This is a genomic window from Sphingomonas sp. jy18 (genome assembly GCF_056931895.1).
Genome location: NZ_JBXPBT010000001.1, coordinates 661,598 through 677,839 on the forward strand (window position 1 = coordinate 661,598; position 16,242 = coordinate 677,839).

The following is a 16,242-nucleotide window of genomic DNA, read 5'->3' on the forward strand; positions in this document are numbered from 1 at the left end:
AAAATATGGCATTGCTCGAAGGCAAAGTGGCGATCATCACCGGGGCGGCGTCCGGCATCGGGCGGGCAAGCGCGCTGCGCTTTGCTGCCGAGGGTGCCAGGGTCGTCATCGGCGACAAGAGCGACGCGATTTTCGAAACCGAACGCCTCGTCAGGGAAGCGGGCGGAGAGGTGCGCGCGCGGACGATGGACGCGGGCGACGAAGGGCATGTGCAGGGCCTGGTGGGCGAGGCGCTGACTGCGTTCGGCGGGCTCGATGTCGCCTTTGCCAACGCCGGCATCATCGGCGACATGGGCGGCATCTTCGATATCGACCCGGCCGCGATGGCCGAGACATTCCGTGTCAATCTGATCGGCCCGGCGCTGATGGTGAAACATGCCGGCAAGGCGATGGTCGATCAGGGGCGCGGCGGCGCGATCATCCTCACCGCCAGCGTCGCGGGCCTCAATTCGGGCGCGGGGCCGGTGACCTATTCGGCATCCAAGGCAGGCGTCATCAATCTCGCCAAGACCTCGGCACAGCAGCTGACCACCAGCGGCGTCAGGGTCAATGCGATCTGCCCGGGCCTCACCGAAACCGGCATGACCAAACCCACCTTCGATTACGCAAGGGCAAAAGATGTGATGCACAAGGTAGGACAGCTCAATCCGCTCAAGCGGGCAGGACAGCCCGAGGAACTGGCCAATGTCGCGCTGTTCCTCGCCTCTGACCTCGCCAGCTATGTCAACGGGCAGGCGATCGCGGTGGATGGCGGGCTGACCAGCTCGCACCCCGTCACCCGTCAGCTCCTCGGCCAGACGTCGCACTGACATGCTGACCGTAGGCAACGCACGCGAGCTCGGCTTCCTGCCCGACCGGCTGGAGCGGATGAACGCCTTTCTCCAGTCGAAATACATCGACAGCGGTCGCCTGCCCTGCGCTGCGCTGCTGGTCGGCCGTGGCGACGAGGTGGCGCATCTGTGGACCTCCCGGATCGGCGAGGATGCCATTTTCCGCATCGCCAGCATGACCAAGCCGGTGACATCGATCGCCGCCATGCAGCTCGTCGAGCAGGGACGCATCGCGATCAGCGATCCGGTCGCCAAATATCTGCCGGAGCTCAAGGACCTGCAGGTGTTCGTGGCAGGCGGCGGCGACATCCCGTTCGTCACCCGTCCGCCGACCACGATGATGCGGGTGATCGACCTGCTGCGCCACACCGCCGGCTTCACCTACAGCTTTCAGGAACGCACCCCGGTCGATGCCGGTTACCGCAAGTCGGGCCTCGAAAACTGGCGCAAGGTGGATGATGCAGCATTCCTGGCCGAGCTGGCCAAGCTGCCGCTGGATTTCGACCCCGGCACGCGCTGGAACTATTCGGTGGCCACGGACGTGCTGGGCGTGCTGGTGGCCCGCGTGTCCGGGCAATCGCTGGGCGACTATTTTGCCGAGCATATCTTCGCGCCCCTCGGCATGGTCGATACGCATTTCGACGTTCCGGCCGACAAGGCCGGGCGCATGCCCGATTGCTTCACCTTCGATCCGGCCGACAAGATGCGGTTGATCGACAAGGGCGGCACCGACAGCGGCTGGGTGGGCAAGCATGTCTTCCAGTCGGGCGGCGGCGGGCTCGCCTCGACCCTGGCCGATTATCACCGCTTCTGCCGGATGCTGCTCAACGGTGGCACGCTGGATGGCGCGACCATCATCGGCCGCAAGACGCTGGACCTGATGACCGCCAACCACCTGCCCGGCGGCGGTGACCTGACGATGCACAGCAAGAGCCTGTTCAGCGAGGCGGAGATGGCCGGCATCGGCTTCGGCCTCGGCTTTGCCTGCAACATCGACCCGGCCGCGACGATGCTGGCCGGTTCGGTGGGCGAATTCTACTGGGGCGGCATGTTCTCGACCGCCTTCCTCATCGACCCGGAAGAAGATCTGACCGTGGTATTCATGACCCAGCTCAGCCCGTCGAGCACCTATCCGATCCGCCGCGAACTGCGGACGTTGATCTATTCGGCGCTGGCCGCGTGAGCAAAGTCGAATCCCACCATCGTCATTCCTGCGAAGGCGGGAATCCGGCTGATACCGCTCGATAAGGCACCGTCAGATGATGGATCCCCGACTTCGCGGGGATGACGAAACGTAAAAGCGCAAGGAGACCCCGATGACCGACACCCCCGTTTCCGTAACCATGGAGCGCGATGGCGAGATTGCCGTCGTCGTCGTCAACAACCCGCCGGTCAACGCGCTGAGCTGGCATGTGCGGCAGGGCCTCGCCGACAAGTTCGCCGAAGCCATCGCCGACGACAGCGTCAAGGCCATCGTGCTGCGCTGCGACGGGGCGACCTTCATCGCGGGCGCCGACATCACCGAATTCGGCAAGGCACCGCAGGGGCCGGACTTCAACAGCGTGCTCAATAGCATCGAGGCAAGCCCCAAGCCCGTGGTCGCGGCCATCCATGGCACCGCGCTCGGCGGCGGGCTCGAAACCACGCTGGTCTGCCATTATCGCGTGGCCGTACCCTCGGCCAAGCTCGGCGTCCCCGAAGTCAAGCTGGGCCTGTTGCCGGGCGCCGGCGGCACGCAGCGGCTGCCCCGTATCGTCGGCGTCGAAATGGCGGCGCAGATGGTCTCGTCGGGCGATCCGCTGTCGGCCAAGAAGGCCGCTGACGCCGGTCTGGTCGATGCTCTGGCGGGCGAGGACAGCCTCGCTGCAGATGCCATTGCCTTTGCCCGCGACGCCATCGCCAAGGGCCCGCGCCCCAGCCGCGAGCGCCCTGTATTCGGCGATGTCGCGATCATCGAGACGCTGAAGGCAGCCAATGCCAGGAAGTGGAAGGGCTTCGAGGCGCCCTATGCCAATCTCGCCTGCGTCGAGGCCGCGACGCGGCTCCCGTTCGACGAAGGCCTTGCCTTCGAGCGGCAGGAATTCACCAAGCTGATGTTCGGCAGCCAATCGGCTGCACAGCGTCACATCTTCTTTGCCGAACGCCAGGCCGCCAAGATCGATGGCCTGCCGAAGGACATCGCCTTGCGCCCGATCAAGACCGTGGGCGTGATCGGCGCCGGCACGATGGGCGGCGGCATCACCATGAATTTCCTGGCCAAAGGCATTCCGGTGACCATCGTCGAGATGGAGCAGGCGAATCTCGATCGCGGCGTCGGCGTGATCCGCAAGAATTACGAGGCCAGCGCCGCAAAGGGCCGCTTCACCGCCGAGCAGGTCGAACAGATGATGGGCCTGCTTACCCCGTCGCTCGACCTCGCCGATCTGGCCGGGGCCGACCTCATCATCGAGGCGGTCTATGAGAATATGGACGTCAAGAAGGAGCTGTTCGGCAAGCTCGATGCCATCGCCAAGCCGGGCGCCATCCTCGCCAGCAACACCAGCTATCTCGACGTCAACGAAATCGCCTCCGCGACGGCTCGGCCGCAGGATGTGGTGGGCATGCACTTCTTCTCGCCCGCCAACGTCATGAAGCTGCTCGAAGTGGTGCGCGGCGACGCCACCGCCCCCGATGTGCTGGCAACGGCGATGGCCATCGGCAAGACCATCGGCAAGGTCGCGGTGGTCGCCGGCGTCTGCCACGGCTTCATCGGCAACCGCATGCTGGCGCAGCGGCAGGCCGCGGCCAACCAGATGCTGATGGAAGGCGCGACGCCCGACCAGATCGATCAGGTCCACCTCGATTTCGGCATGCCGATGGGGCCGTTCCAGATGGGCGATCTTGCCGGGCTCGACATCGGCTGGCATCGCGACCCCAGCCGCATCGAGACGGTGCGCGACGCGCTGTGCGCGGCCGGGCGCTGGGGCCAGAAGACCGGCAAGGGCTTTTATGACTATGACGAGAAGCGCAACCGCACAGTGAGCCCGGAGGCACTGGCGATCATCGAGGATTTCCGTTCCAAGTCGAACCTGCCCAAGCGCGAGATCAGCACGCAGGAGATCGTCGAGCGCACGCTCTACCCGATGGTCAACGAAGGCTACAAGATCCTCGAGGAAGGCAAGGCCCAGCGCGCGTCGGACATCGATGTGGTGTGGATCTACGGCTACGGCTGGCCCGTGTATCGCGGCGGCCCGATGTTCTGGGGCGATCTCGAAGGTGCCGGCAAGATCGTGGAGGCGCTCGAGCGTCACGGCGTGGCGGTAGCCGACAGCCTGAAGGCCAAGGCCTGACCCGCCCGCAGGCGGCGACGGGCCAAGGGGGGGCAAGGCACGCGATGAGCGAGCGCAAGGCGATCTTCATCACCGGCGGCGGATCGGGCATCGGCCGCGCCACCGCCCAGCTGTTCGCCGGCAAGGGCTGGCTGGTCGGCATCGCCGACATCAACGAGGCAGGGATGCGGGAAACCGCAGCCCTGCTGCCCACCGGCCTTGCCTCGCTCCACCGTCTCGACGTGCGCGAGCGCCATCAGTGGGATGCGGCGCTCGCCGATTTTGCCAAGATCAGTGGTGGCAGGCTCGATTGCCTGTTCAACAACGCCGGCATCGGCTCGGGCGGCAAATGGGATGCGCTCGAGCCTGACGAGGCAGACCGGGTGATCGACATCAACTTCCGCGGCGTCGTCAACGGCATCTACGCTGCGCGGCCCTATCTGCTGGCGACCCCGGGCAGCGCCATAGTCAATACCGGCTCCGCCTCCGGCTTCTACGGATCGCCGGGCCTCGCCGTCTATTCGGCAACCAAGTTCGCCGTGCGCGCCCTGACCGAGGCGCTCGAGATCGAATTTGCCGCCGACGGCATAGTGGTGCGAAGCGTCATGCCGGGCTTCATCGATACGCCGCTGCTCAACCGGGCGGTACCGGGAACCAACGAAACCAGCCGTGACCGGGTGGTCGCCGCCGGCCTTGAGTTCACCCCGGTCGAGCAGGTTGCGCAAGCAGTGTGGGACGCCATTCACGGCGAAAAGGTGCATATCCCGGTCGGCAAGACTGCGCGGCAATTGTCCTTCGCCATGCGCTGGATGCCGGGACGGCTGCGCAAGCGGCTGAAGCAGTCGGCGGGAAATGCCAGCCTGCTGGGCAGCAAATAGGGGCTCCCCGCAACGACTGCAGCCTGAGCTCCCGACCCTAGAGCAGCGCGTCGATGCTCGCCGCCATGCGGGCATCGCGCTCGGACAGGCCATCGGCATCATGGGTGGTCAGCGCGATGGTGACGCGATTGTAGACGTTCGACCATTCGGGATGATGATCCTGCACCTCGGCGAGCAGCGCGACCCGGGTCATGAAGGCGAAGGCCTCGCTGAAATCGCTGAACTTGAAGGTGCGGATGATGGCGTCGCGTCCGGGCTCGAGAGCCCAATCAGGATGGGCGGCGAGCAAAGCGGCGCGGGCTGCATCACTAAGTTTTTCGACCATCCACCATCTCCGTCATTACGAGCGCAGCGAAGCAATCCAGAATTGCGCAGCGCCGCACTAGGGTCAGGACCCTAGATTGCTTCACTGCGCTCGCAATGACGAAAGGGAGAAGCTTCGACAAGCTCAGGGTGAGCGGATATGGAGATGGGGTGACCTCTCGCCCGATCCACGCCCCGACCGCCGACGCCATCGATGCCATCGCCCGCGCCGCATGGGATACCCTGCCCGAGCAGTTTCGCGCCCACCTCGGCGCCGTGCTCTTCCGCGTCGAGGAATTCGCCAGCGACGATGTGCTCGACGCGCTCGGCATCGACAACCCGCTCGAACTGACTGGCCTGTATTCGGGCCGCCCGCTGGGCGAGAAGGGCAACGCCATGAGCGGCGATCTGCCTGACATGATCCACCTCTATCGCGTGCCGATCCTGCTCGAATGGGTCGAGAGCGGCGAGGAACTGGAGCATCTGGTGCGGCATGTGCTGATCCACGAGGTGGGCCATCATTTCGGCCTGTCCGACGAGGATATGCACGCCATCGAGGATGGCGCGATTTGAGCGCCTCGCTGCTGGCCTTCGACGCCCTCGCCTGCCGCCGCGGCGACCGCATCCTGTGGCGCGGCGCCAGCGGCCGGCTGGCGGCCGGCGAAGCGGTCCATGTGACGGGCGCGAACGGTATCGGCAAGTCGAGCCTGCTGCGCATTCTCGCCGGACTGCTACCGGCCGCGGCAGGCACGGTCGAGCGCACGGCGCAGACCGCACTGATCGACGAAACGCATGCGCTCGACCGGATGCTGCCGCTGGCCGAAGCGCTGCTGTTCTGGGCGCGGCTCGACGGCGGCAATCGCGCCTCGGTGCTGACCGCGCTCGACCGGCTGGGTATCGCCCATCTCGCACCGGTGCCGTTGCGCATCCTCTCGACGGGACAGAGGAAACGCGCGAGCCTCGCGCGGGTGCTGGCCGCCAATGCGCCGTTGTGGCTGCTCGACGAGCCGGCCAATGGCCTCGACCGCGACGGCGTGGTGCTGCTGGAAGGGTTGATGGCGGCGCATCGCGCGGCCGGCGGGGCGATCGTGTTGGCATCGCACCAGCCGCTGCTGCTTGGCGATGCGGCCGCGCTCGATCTGGCGGCCCTGGCGCCATGACCGCGCTCGCGTCCCTCATCGCCCGCGATCTGGCGCGCGAATGGCGCAGCGGCAGCTGGTGGCTGCCGGTCGCCTTCTTTTTGCTGGTGGCAACGCTCTATCCGTTCGCGGTTGGCCCGCAGGCCGAGCTGCTGGCGCGCACTGGTGGCGGGATATTGTGGGTGGCGGCACTGCTCGCCGCATTGTTGCCGGTCGAGCGCCTGTTCGCGGCCGACCGCGACAATGGCGTGCTAGATCAGCTGGCAGTGCGCGGCATCGCCGATGAAAGCGTGGCGGCGGCGCGGCTGGTGTCGCACGCTATCGGTTTCGGCCTGCCGCTGCTCGCCGCAACCGTGCCGGGCGCGGCACTGCTCGGCCTTAGCACCGAGGCCTGGCTGCGGCTGGTGACCGGCCTCGCCATGGGTGCGCCTGCGCTGGCCGGCCTTGCGGTGATGGTCGCCGCGATCACGCTGGGCTCCCGCAGCAGCAACGCGCTAGGCGGGTTGATGATGCTGCCGCTGGCGGTGCCGGTACTGATCTTCGGCGCGGGCGCGCTCGACGATCAGGGGCGCGGTGCGATGCTGTTCTTGGGCGCGGCCTCGCTGCTGCTGGTAGCGGTAACCCCGTTTGCCGCAGGCGCGGCGCTACGGGCGGTGCGGGAGAATTAACCGTCGCCCCGGACTTGATCCGGGGCCGCTGGAGGCGTTGCGCACTATCGATAGCTGCCCCGGATCAAGTCCGGGGCGACGTCATGATCTGCTCCAACGCGCCCAAATGGCCGTGGGCAGAAGCAACCCCCTCGATTCCTCACGAATCGACAGTTCACCCGCCTCGATGGTGCCGCCGAGGTGCCCGAGCGCCTGGTTGAGCAGTTCCTGCAGCGCCAGCGCCGACATGCGCACCGCATAGACGGTGAGGAACAGGAATTTGGACTCGGCGTCGAGCAGCTTCGCGCAATCGTCGATCAGCGCCGGCAGGTCTTCCTCCAGCCGCCACACCTCCCCTTCGGGTCCGCGGCCGAACTTGGGGGGATCGAGCAATATCCCGTCGTATCGCCGCCCGCGCCGCACCTCGCGCGCGACGAACTTCTGCGCGTCATCGACAATCCAGCGTACCGGGGCATCGGCCATGCCGGATAGCGCCGCATTTTCGCGCGCCGCCGCCACGGACTTTTTCGACGCATCGACATGCACGACCTGCGCGCCGCTGGCCGCCATGGCGAGACTGCCGACGCCGGTGTAGCCGAACAGGTTGAGGAATTGCGGCGCTGCCATACCCGCCACCCGGCCGCGCATCCATTCCCACACTGGGGCCATGTCCGGGAAGAAACCGAGATGGCGGAAGGGCGTGCAAGTCGCCGTGAAGCGCACGTCGTTCCACGCTAGCGGCCAGCCTTCGCGCGGCACGGGGCGGGCAAATTGCCAGCGACCGCCGCCCTCCTCATCGGAGGCCGGCACGAACTCGCCATCGGCGTCCCATGTCTCCAGCGCCGGCGCCCACATCGCCTGCGGTTCCGGGCGGATGAAGCGATAGGGGCCATAGCGTTCGAGCTTGCCGCCGTTGCCGCTGTCGATCAGCCCGAAATCGGGCCAGGGCTCGCCGGTGAGGGTGATCAGCGACACGGCCTATCCCGCCGCGTGGGCCAGCACGAAATCGCGCACCGCGACATAGTCGCCCGGCAGGCTGGTGAAGCGCTCCTCGCGGTCGAACAGGCTGCCGACACGCGGTGGCAGCGAGGGACGGCGCCCGGTGGCGCGCTCGACCGCGTCCTGGAACTTGGCAGGATGCGCGGTGGCGAGCGTCACCATCGGGATTGCCGGATCGAGGTCATCGGCACGCGCGGCCGCAAGGCCGACGGCGGTGTGCGGGTCTATCACCTGGCCCGCATGATCCCACGCCCAGCGCAGCGCACCGGCCATGGCATCGCCATCGATGCTGGCGCTGGTGAACAGCGTCGCCGCGCCCTCGCGCTGGCTGTTGGTCAGCTGCATCGCCCGCGTCGCTTCGAAGCCGCGCATCTGTTCGGTCATCGCCGCGCCATCGCGTCCGCCGAGATCGAACAGCAGCCGCTCGAAATTGGAGCTGACCTGGATGTCCATGCTGGGGGTCGCGGTTGGGGTGACTGTGCCCGCGCTGTAATCCCCGGCAGAAAGAGCGCGGTGGAGAATGTCGTTGACGTTGGTGGCCACCACCAGCCGGGCGATCGGCAGGCCCATTTTCGCCGCGACATAGCCGGCAAAGACATCGCCGAAATTGCCGGTCGGCACCGAGTAGGCGACTGGCCGATGCGGCGCGCCCAGCCGGACGGCGCTGTAGAAATAATAGACCACCTGCGCCGCGAGCCGTGCCCAGTTGATCGAGTTGACCGCCGAAAGGGTAAGGCGCGAGGTCACCGATTCGTCGGCGAACATGCGCTTCACCATCGCCTGCGCGTCGTCGAAGCTGCCATCGATCGCGACATTGTGGACATTGTCCGCGATCACCGTGGTCATCTGTCGCCGCTGCACGTCTGAGACGCGGCCTTCCGGGTGGAGCATGACGATCGACACCTGCGCGCGCCCCGCCACAGCATCGATGGCGGCCGAACCGGTATCGCCCGATGTCGCGCCGACGATGGTCAGGTTGGTGTCGGTGCCGGTCAGGAATTTTTCGAACAATAAGCCGAGCAGTTGCAGCGCGACATCCTTGAACGCCAGCGTCGGGCCGTGGAACAGCTCGAGCAGCCAATGGCGCCCATCGACCTGCACCAGCGGTGTCACCGCATCATGGCTGAACCGGCCGTACGCGGCCCGGGTCAGCGTGCGCAGATCGTCCGCGCCAATGGCATCGCCAACAAAGGGGGCGAGCACCCGGGCTGCGGTTTCGGCATAATCGCACGCGGCCAGCGCAGCGATCTCTTCAGCGCTGAACTGTGGCCACTGCTGCGGCAGATACAGCCCGCCATCGGGCGCGAGGCCGGCCAGCGTGACAGCGCGGAAGTCGAGCGGCGTCGCGGCGCCTCGGGTCGATTGGTAGAGCATGGAGCATCGCGTTAGAGCCGAAATGCCGAAAAGAAAACCGTGGCCCTGCGCCTGTCGGAGGGCGCCTTGCCGTCACGCGCCCTTCGGCAGGCCCGGGGCTGCGGATCGCTTACGCCAGGGGCGTTGCTGCCGATGCCTTTTTCCACCGCTGTCGCAAAGCAAGCCCATAGATGGCCACCGCAGCCAAGGCGAACAGGAACCATTGCACCGCATAGGCGAGGTGGTTGTTGGCGACCCCGCTGGGGTCTGGCGGGGTGGAGGCGAGCAGGCCGGCGGGAGGGGCGGAGACGACCAGCATCGGGCGCGGCACCGGGCGGGTACCGGTCAGCGCTGCCCACAGCCCGCCTTCGACCGGTTCCTCGACGATCAGCCCCTCGACCTCGCCGCCGGTCCATTGCGGCCGATATTGCGCGTCCTCGGACAGGCCGAGATCGACGACGAAACCCGGCCCTTCAGCGCCAGTACGGCAATCGGCAAGCTGGCGGTAGCCGGTGGTGCCATCGGTCGCGCGCCCGCCGATCTGGCGCCAGCCGGTCACTTCGAGACACACGCCCGACGACCGGCGGAACAGGCGCTCGGGCGGAATGGGCCCGCCGCGCGGCAGCGCCACGGGGGCATCGAGCGCGGCATTGCGCTGGTAGAGGGCGAGGAGCGCGGCCTTCTCATCGGCCCGTTGCAGCTGCCAGATGCCAAGGCCGATCATCGTCGCGACCGCGGCCAGAACGAACAGCGTGGCGAAGACGGGTATGCGGCGCTGAGGCCCGGTGTCGCTCATGCCTCGCGCCCTTCGGTCGAACCATCGAGCCGCCCTTCGCGGCCCTCACGCTGGTGCTCGGCGGCGAGCAGGCCCGCCTTGGCGAGGCGCAATCCCCCCACCGTCAGCGCTGTTGCGAGCAGCGGCCACAACAGCAGATGCACGACGAGTGGCGGGTGTATCCCGAAATGCACAGCCAGCGCGGCGGGCACGATCAGCGCGCCAACCGCCATCACCAACAGGGCGGCAGGCCCATCGCCGACATTGAATCGTCCGAAATCGAGGCCGCAGATGCGGCAGTGACCGGCGAAGCGCAGCAACCCGTCATACAGCGTCGGTGCCCCGCATTCGGGGCAGAGACCGAAAAGGGCGGCCTGCAGGATTGCGGGCCGCCCCTTCGGTGACGCTGGCGTGGGGCCGGTCATGCGATCGGTCAATGCACCGGCGCGCCCCAGCCACCCCAGACATAGACGACGATGAACAGGAACAGCCAGACCACGTCGACGAAGTGCCAGTACCAGGCAGCCGCTTCGAACCCGAAATGCTGCTGCGGGGTGAAGTGGCCCTTGTACGCCCGCACCAGGCAGACGATCAGGAAGATCGTGCCGATGATGACGTGGAAACCGTGGAAGCCGGTCGCCATGAAGAAGGCCGAGCCATAGTTGAGCCCGCCGAACGGAAAGGGTGCGACCGCATACTCATAAGCCTGGATCGACGAGAACAGCAGGCCGAGCAGGATGGTGACCCACAGGCCCTTGATCAGGCCGTCGCGGTCGCCCTTGAGCAGCGCATGGTGCGCCCAGGTAACGGTGGTGCCCGAGCACAGCAGGATCAGCGTGTTGAGCAGCGGCAGATCGAAGGCATTGACCACCTCGATGCCCTTGGGCGGCCACTGCAGAAGCGCGATGGCGCCTTCCTGGCCGAGGAAATTGGTGGTGACGCCGTCGACCACTTCGAGCGGACGCGGGAAAAGCGAGAAATCGAACCAGGCCCAGAACCAGCCGACGAAGAACATCACTTCGGAGGCGATGAACAGCAGCATGCCGTAGCGCAGATGCAGCTGCACCACCGGCGTATGGTCCCCCGCATGGGCTTCACGCACCACATCGGCCCACCAGAAATAGAAGGTGGCGATCACACCGGCGACACCGAAGCCGAACACGAACTTGCCGATGGGGCCGAACACTTCCGGGTGCCACCAGGACACCAGGCCGAAAAACATGATCATGGCGGCAAAGGAGCCGACCACCGGCCAGACGCTCTGGTCTACAAGATGATAATCATGATTCTTGGCACCGCTCATGACGGGCATTCCCCTATGCTTGTCCTCGCCCGCGCGCGGGCGTCGATTGATGGTTGGCCTTAACTTCCTGCCGCGCTCTCGTCCACCGGGAAGAAAGTGTAAGACAGGGTGATTTCCTCGATATCGCGCGCATCTGGATCGTCGAGAATGCGCGGATCGACATAATAGACCACCGGCATGCGCACCTGCTGACCCGGCTCGAGCCGCTGCTCGGTGAAGCAGAAGCACTGGATCTTGCTGAAGTAGGGCCCGGCCTGGCTGGGCGTAACGTTGAAGGTCGCGGTGCCGGTAATCGGCCGGTTCGACTCATTCTTGGCCACGAAGATCATCATGTCCCGCGCCCCGATGCTCAGCGTCTCGCGCGGGCGCTCCGGGTGGAAGGTCCAGGGCAGATCCTTCGATACGTTCGAATCGAACCGTACCGAGATCAGCCGGCTGCTGGCCTGCACCTGCGCCGCCTGCGCTTCGCTGACCCGCATGGTGGTGCCGCCGAAGCCGGTCACGCGGCAGAACAGGTCATAGAGCGGCACCGACGCGAAGCCGAGGCCGACCATGGCGGCAGCGAGCAGCGCGGCGAGACCGGCGGTGCGCAGGCGCGGATCGAGGCGGCGGGCAATCGCGATCATGAAGCGAGTCCGATCTTGGCGATGGTGATGAAAAAGAACAGCGCGGCCAGCGCAAGCAGGCCGAGGCCCATCACCCGCGAGCGATTGCGCTGGCGACGGCGATATTCCTCGATATCGAAATCGGGGGGCAGATCGCTCATGCCGGGATCCACCGGTCGGCGACCACCGCCGCGAACAGGATGAACAGATAGAGGATCGAAAAGGCGAACAACTGCTTTTCGGGCTTCATCTTGTCAGCATCGACGGTGGTGCGGAAACCCACCCGGGCTGCCATGACCAGAAAGGCAGCAGTCAGCGTCACGGCGGCATAGCCGTAGATTGCGCCGGTGTAGCCCAGAGGCCATGGCGCGATGGCCGCGGCGGCCATCGGCAGCGTGTAGAGGAAAATCTGCGTGCGGGTGGCGCGCTCTCCAGCGACTACTGGCAGCATCGGGATACCGGCATTGGCATAATCGATGCGCACGAACAGCGACAGCGCCCAGAAGTGCGGCGGCGTCCACAGGAAGATGATCGCGAACAGCAGCCACGGCAGCGGGTCGAGCCCGCCCGTCGCCGCTGCCCAGCCGATCAGCGGCGGGAACGCACCGGCGGCGCCACCGATGACGATGTTCTGCGGCGTGCGCGGCTTCAGCCAGACGGTGTAGATCAGCAGATAGTAGAGGATCGACGTCGCAAGAATCGCGGCGGCCAGCCAGTTGGTGGCAACCCCGAGCAGCAACACCGAAAACACGCCCAGCCCCACGCCGAAGTGCAGGGCGGAGACAGGCTCCATCCGCCCGGCAGGAAGCGGGCGCGCCGATGTCCGCCGCATCGCGGCATCGACATCGACCTCATACCATTGGTTGAGTGCCCCGCAGGCGCCAGCGCCGAGCGCGATCGCGAGGATGGCGGCAAAGCCCAGCACCGGGTGGATGGCGACCGGCGCGGCCAGCATCCCGGCAAGCGCGGTGAAGATGGCAAGGCTCATCACCCGCGGCTTGGTCAGCGCAAGGAAGTCCCGCCAGTCGGCAGGCATCAGCAGCGGTTCGCGGGTGGTGGTGGACGGGGTCATGATGATTGTCGATCTGGTCCGGTCGCCGCCCCCCTCAAGCGCGGCGACCGGTCCATCAAGGCTCAGGCGATCTTCGGCAGATCGTTGAACTGGTGGAAGGGCGGCGGGCTGGACAGCGTCCATTCGAGGGTCGTCGCGCCCTCACCCCACGGATTGTCGGCGGCCTTCTTGCCCGCCAGCAGCGTGTAGGCTAGGTTGACGAAGAAGATCAGCATGCCGGCGGCCATGATGACATAGCCGATGGACGAGATCTGGTGCCAATATTCATAGGCGACCGCATAGTCCGGATAGCGGCGCGGCATGCCCTGCTGGCCCAGGAAGTGCTGGGGGAAGAACATGACATTGACGCCGATGAAGAACACCCAGAAGTGCAGCTGGCCGAGGAACTCGTTGTACATGCGGCCCGACATCTTGGGCAGCCAGTAGTAGAAGCCCGCGAACAGCGCGAACACCGCACCCAGCGACAGCACATAGTGGAAGTGGGCAACGACATAATAGGTGTCGTGCAGATTCTGGTCGACGCCGCCGTTGGCCAGCACCACGCCGGTCACGCCACCGACGGTGAACATGAAGATGAAGCCCAGCGACCACATCATCGGCGTCTTGAAGCTCAGCGAGCCGCCCCACATGGTGGCAAGCCAGCTGAAGATCTTGATGCCGGTCGGCACCGCGATCACCATCGTGGCGGCGGTGAAGTACATTTTCAGGTCGACGCTCATGCCGACGGTGAACATGTGGTGCGCCCACACGACGAAGCCGACCACGCCGATCGCGACCATGGCATAGGCCATGCCGAGATAGCCGAACACCGGCTTGCGGCTGAAGGTCGCCACCACTTGGCTGACGATGCCGAAGCCCGGCAGGATCATGATATACACTTCGGGGTGGCCGAAGAACCAGAACAAATGCTGGTAGAGCACCGGATCGCCCCCGCCGGAGGGATCGAAGAAGGCCGCGCCGAAGTTACGATCGGCCAGCAGCATGGTGATGGCGGCAGCCAGCACCGGCAGGGCCAGGAGCAGCAGGAAGGCGGTGACAAGCACCGACCAGACGAACAGCGGCATCTTGTGCAGGGTCATGCCCGGCGCGCGCATGTTGAAGATGGTGGTGATGAAGTTGACCGCGCCGAGAATCGATGCTGCACCGGCGAGGTGGAGCGAGAAGATCGCCATGTCCACCGCAGGGCCGGTCGAGCCGGAGGTCGACAGCGGCGCATAGACCGTCCAGCCGGTGCCGGCACCGAGGCCGCCGGCACCGCCGGGCACGAACATCGAGCCGACTAGCATGAGGAAAGCGACGAAGGTCAGCCAGAAGCTGACATTGTTCATGCGCGGGAAGGCCATGTCCGGCGCGCCGATCATCAGCGGCACGAACCAGTTGCCGAAACCGCCGATCATCGCCGGCATCACCATGAAGAACACCATGATCAGGCCGTGGGCGGTGATCATCACGTTCCAGAAATGCTTGCCCGCAGTATCGGTGGCGTCACCGCCGAGCATGCCCGCCCAGCCGGGCAGATACTGAATGCCGTGCTCGGCCAGTTCAAGACGCATCATGCCCGACAGAATGCCGCCGACGATACCGGCTACGATCGCGAAGATCAGATAGAGGGTGCCGATGTCCTTGTGGTTGGTCGACATGAACCAGCGGCGGAAGAAGCCAGGGGTTTCGTCATGATGGTCATGTGCATGCTCATGGCCTTGCAGGTCGGCGGGGTTGGCGGCGATGCTGGTCATCGTGTCCGTATCCTCGTTCGAAATCAGTTGGCTGCGGGCGCAGCGGCAGGGGCGGCAGCGGTCGGCGCAGGCGTTGCAGCGGCCGGTGCCGGAGCAGCCGGTGCCGGAGCGGTGGCGGCAGGAGCGGCGGCGGTCGGCGCAGCCGCGGCAGCCGGTGTCACCGAGCCACCCTTGCTCGCCACCCAGCGAGCGAAATCGGCCTCGCTGACCACCTCGACGGCGATCGGCATGAAGGCATGATCGATGCCGCAAAGCTCCGAACACTGGCCATAATAGACGCCGATCCGGTCGGCACGGAAGGTCACTTCGTTGAGACGACCGGGAACCGCGTCCATCTTGGTCCACAGGGCAGGCACGGCCCAGCTGTGGATCACATCGGAGCCAGTCACGATCAGCTTGACGGTGCGATTGACGGGGACGACCATGCGCTCATCGACGGCAAGCTGGAAAGGCTCGCCACGCGCCGCTGCCGTTTCACGGTCCAGCATGCGCGAGGTGATCTCGGAGATACCCTGGTCAGGATATTCATAACCCCAGTACCACTGGTAGCCGGTCACCTTGACCGTCAGTGCATCGCGGGGCGGCGGGGCATATTGCTTGGCGAGCAGGTCGATGGATGGCACTGCGATGGCCACCAGAATGAGGACCGGGACCAGCGTCCAGATGACTTCGATGGTCGTATTGTGGGTCGTCTTCGACGGCACCGGATTGGCTGCGGCGCGATAACGGGTGACGATCCACAGCATCAGGCCGAGCACGATGAGCGAGACGAAGGCCATCATCGGGATGAGCAGCGCATCGTTCATCCACTTCGCGTAGCGGCCGTTTTCGGTCACCTGCGGCTGGAAGTCGATGCCCTTGGCGACGGGCTGGCCGATGCCATCGACGGGGCGGGCGTGATCGAACGCCGGCGCAGCAGCGGCGGGCGCTGCGGCGCTCGCCGCGTCGGTCGTTGCTGCAGCCGGGGCGGCGGATGCCGGAACATCGGCAGCCGGCGCGGCAGCGGGGGCGGTGGCCACCGGTGCGGGCGCCGCGGCATGGGCCGCCAACGGGGTTATCGCGATCATCGTCGCAAGGAACAGGCGCTTGAACATCTGCATGGCTATCTCGGTTCACCCCGGTCGAATCATGGCCGTCCAGCCGCCAAACATGACGTGCAGGACAGTTTGCACTAACGTCTTTCGCGTCCGCTCTGCTGTTGCAGGCCGGCTCGATTTGGCGGCGCTATAGACCGGCTTGTCGCGGCTCACAAGCGCCACTAAGGCGCATCGGGCCTGCCAACCCCCTCAACCGG

At 66.0% G+C, this 16,242-nt stretch carries 18 protein-coding genes; 7 read left to right on the forward strand and 11 right to left on the reverse strand.

The window, feature by feature from the left end:
- Nucleotides 1-5 precede the first annotated feature (5 nt).
- From AC0QC4_RS03180 to AC0QC4_RS03195, 4 genes are all read left to right on the forward strand, one after another.
- Nucleotides 6-809, forward strand: a complete 804-nt coding sequence (locus AC0QC4_RS03180) for an SDR family NAD(P)-dependent oxidoreductase (protein WP_483658265.1) — start codon at nt 6-8, stop codon at nt 807-809.
- Nucleotide 810: 1 nt separating this feature from the next.
- Nucleotides 811-2,013 (forward strand): serine hydrolase domain-containing protein, encoded by a 1,203-nt coding sequence (locus AC0QC4_RS03185; protein WP_483658266.1) that lies wholly within the window; start codon nt 811-813, stop codon nt 2,011-2,013.
- 133 nt (nt 2,014-2,146) lie between these two features.
- Complete coding sequence (locus AC0QC4_RS03190) at nt 2,147-4,159, forward strand: 3-hydroxyacyl-CoA dehydrogenase NAD-binding domain-containing protein (protein ID WP_483658267.1); 2,013 nt, start codon at nt 2,147-2,149, stop codon at nt 4,157-4,159.
- 44 nt (nt 4,160-4,203) lie between these two features.
- Complete coding sequence (locus AC0QC4_RS03195) at nt 4,204-5,016, forward strand: SDR family oxidoreductase (protein WP_483658268.1); 813 nt, start codon at nt 4,204-4,206, stop codon at nt 5,014-5,016.
- A gap of 37 nt (nt 5,017-5,053) precedes the next feature.
- Here the strand turns inward: AC0QC4_RS03195 and AC0QC4_RS03200 are convergent, their stop codons facing one another.
- A complete protein-coding gene (locus AC0QC4_RS03200; protein ID WP_483658269.1) occupies nt 5,054-5,341 on the reverse strand; it encodes a 4a-hydroxytetrahydrobiopterin dehydratase in 288 nt (95 codons plus the stop codon).
- Between the two features lie 149 nt (nt 5,342-5,490).
- Here AC0QC4_RS03200 and AC0QC4_RS03205 point away from each other — a divergent pair, with 149 nt between their 5' ends.
- Genes AC0QC4_RS03205 through AC0QC4_RS03215 form a run of 3 tightly spaced genes read left to right on the forward strand, consistent with a single transcriptional unit; the run spans nt 5,491 to nt 7,126 of the window.
- Entirely contained in the window at nt 5,491-5,892 is a 402-nt protein-coding gene (locus AC0QC4_RS03205) for a metallopeptidase family protein (protein WP_483658270.1), read from the forward strand.
- Nucleotides 5,889-6,479, forward strand: a complete 591-nt coding sequence (gene ccmA / locus AC0QC4_RS03210) for a heme ABC exporter ATP-binding protein CcmA (protein ID WP_483658271.1) — start codon at nt 5,889-5,891, stop codon at nt 6,477-6,479. The genes AC0QC4_RS03205 and ccmA overlap by 4 nt, the downstream gene beginning before the upstream one ends.
- Nucleotides 6,476-7,126, forward strand: a complete 651-nt coding sequence (locus AC0QC4_RS03215) for a heme exporter protein CcmB (protein WP_483658272.1) — start codon at nt 6,476-6,478, stop codon at nt 7,124-7,126. The genes ccmA and AC0QC4_RS03215 overlap by 4 nt, the downstream gene beginning before the upstream one ends.
- Before the next feature lie 81 nt (nt 7,127-7,207).
- On the opposite strand, the gene AC0QC4_RS03220 is transcribed toward AC0QC4_RS03215, so the two are convergent.
- The 10 genes from AC0QC4_RS03220 to coxB all read right to left on the reverse strand — a co-directional run bounded on the left by AC0QC4_RS03220 (nt 7,208) and on the right by coxB (nt 16,048).
- Nucleotides 7,208-8,080 (reverse strand): class I SAM-dependent methyltransferase, encoded by an 873-nt coding sequence (locus AC0QC4_RS03220; protein WP_483658273.1) that lies wholly within the window; start codon nt 8,078-8,080, stop codon nt 7,208-7,210.
- A gap of 3 nt (nt 8,081-8,083) precedes the next feature.
- Nucleotides 8,084-9,478, reverse strand: coding sequence for a threonine synthase (thrC, locus tag AC0QC4_RS03225; protein WP_483658274.1), 1,395 nt, complete (start codon nt 9,476-9,478; stop codon nt 8,084-8,086).
- Between the two features lie 109 nt (nt 9,479-9,587).
- Nucleotides 9,588-10,253, reverse strand: a complete 666-nt coding sequence (locus AC0QC4_RS03230) for an SURF1 family protein (protein ID WP_483658275.1) — start codon at nt 10,251-10,253, stop codon at nt 9,588-9,590.
- Nucleotides 10,250-10,657 carry a DUF983 domain-containing protein gene (locus tag AC0QC4_RS03235; protein ID WP_483658276.1) on the reverse strand — a complete coding sequence of 136 codons (408 nt, stop codon included), beginning with the start codon at nt 10,655-10,657 and terminating at the stop codon, nt 10,250-10,252. The genes AC0QC4_RS03230 and AC0QC4_RS03235 overlap by 4 nt, the downstream gene beginning before the upstream one ends.
- Before the next feature lie 8 nt (nt 10,658-10,665).
- A complete protein-coding gene (locus tag AC0QC4_RS03240) occupies nt 10,666-11,535 on the reverse strand; it encodes a cytochrome c oxidase subunit 3 (protein ID WP_483658277.1) in 870 nt (289 codons plus the stop codon).
- A 59-nt stretch (nt 11,536-11,594) separates the two neighbouring features.
- Nucleotides 11,595-12,161, reverse strand: coding sequence for a cytochrome c oxidase assembly protein (locus AC0QC4_RS03245; RefSeq protein WP_483658278.1), 567 nt, complete (start codon nt 12,159-12,161; stop codon nt 11,595-11,597).
- Nucleotides 12,158-12,301: a hypothetical protein gene (locus AC0QC4_RS03250; protein WP_483658279.1), complete on the reverse strand. Its 144-nt coding sequence runs from the start codon at nt 12,299-12,301 to the stop codon at nt 12,158-12,160. The genes AC0QC4_RS03245 and AC0QC4_RS03250 overlap by 4 nt, the downstream gene beginning before the upstream one ends.
- Nucleotides 12,298-13,212 (reverse strand): heme o synthase, encoded by a 915-nt coding sequence (locus AC0QC4_RS03255; protein ID WP_483658280.1) that lies wholly within the window; start codon nt 13,210-13,212, stop codon nt 12,298-12,300. The genes AC0QC4_RS03250 and AC0QC4_RS03255 overlap by 4 nt, the downstream gene beginning before the upstream one ends.
- A 62-nt stretch (nt 13,213-13,274) precedes the next feature.
- Nucleotides 13,275-14,948: a cytochrome c oxidase subunit I gene (gene ctaD, locus AC0QC4_RS03260; RefSeq protein WP_483658281.1), complete on the reverse strand. Its 1,674-nt coding sequence runs from the start codon at nt 14,946-14,948 to the stop codon at nt 13,275-13,277.
- A gap of 23 nt (nt 14,949-14,971) precedes the next feature.
- Nucleotides 14,972-16,048 (reverse strand): cytochrome c oxidase subunit II, encoded by a 1,077-nt coding sequence (coxB, locus tag AC0QC4_RS03265; protein WP_483658282.1) that lies wholly within the window; start codon nt 16,046-16,048, stop codon nt 14,972-14,974.
- Between the last annotated feature and the right edge of the window lie 194 nt (nt 16,049-16,242).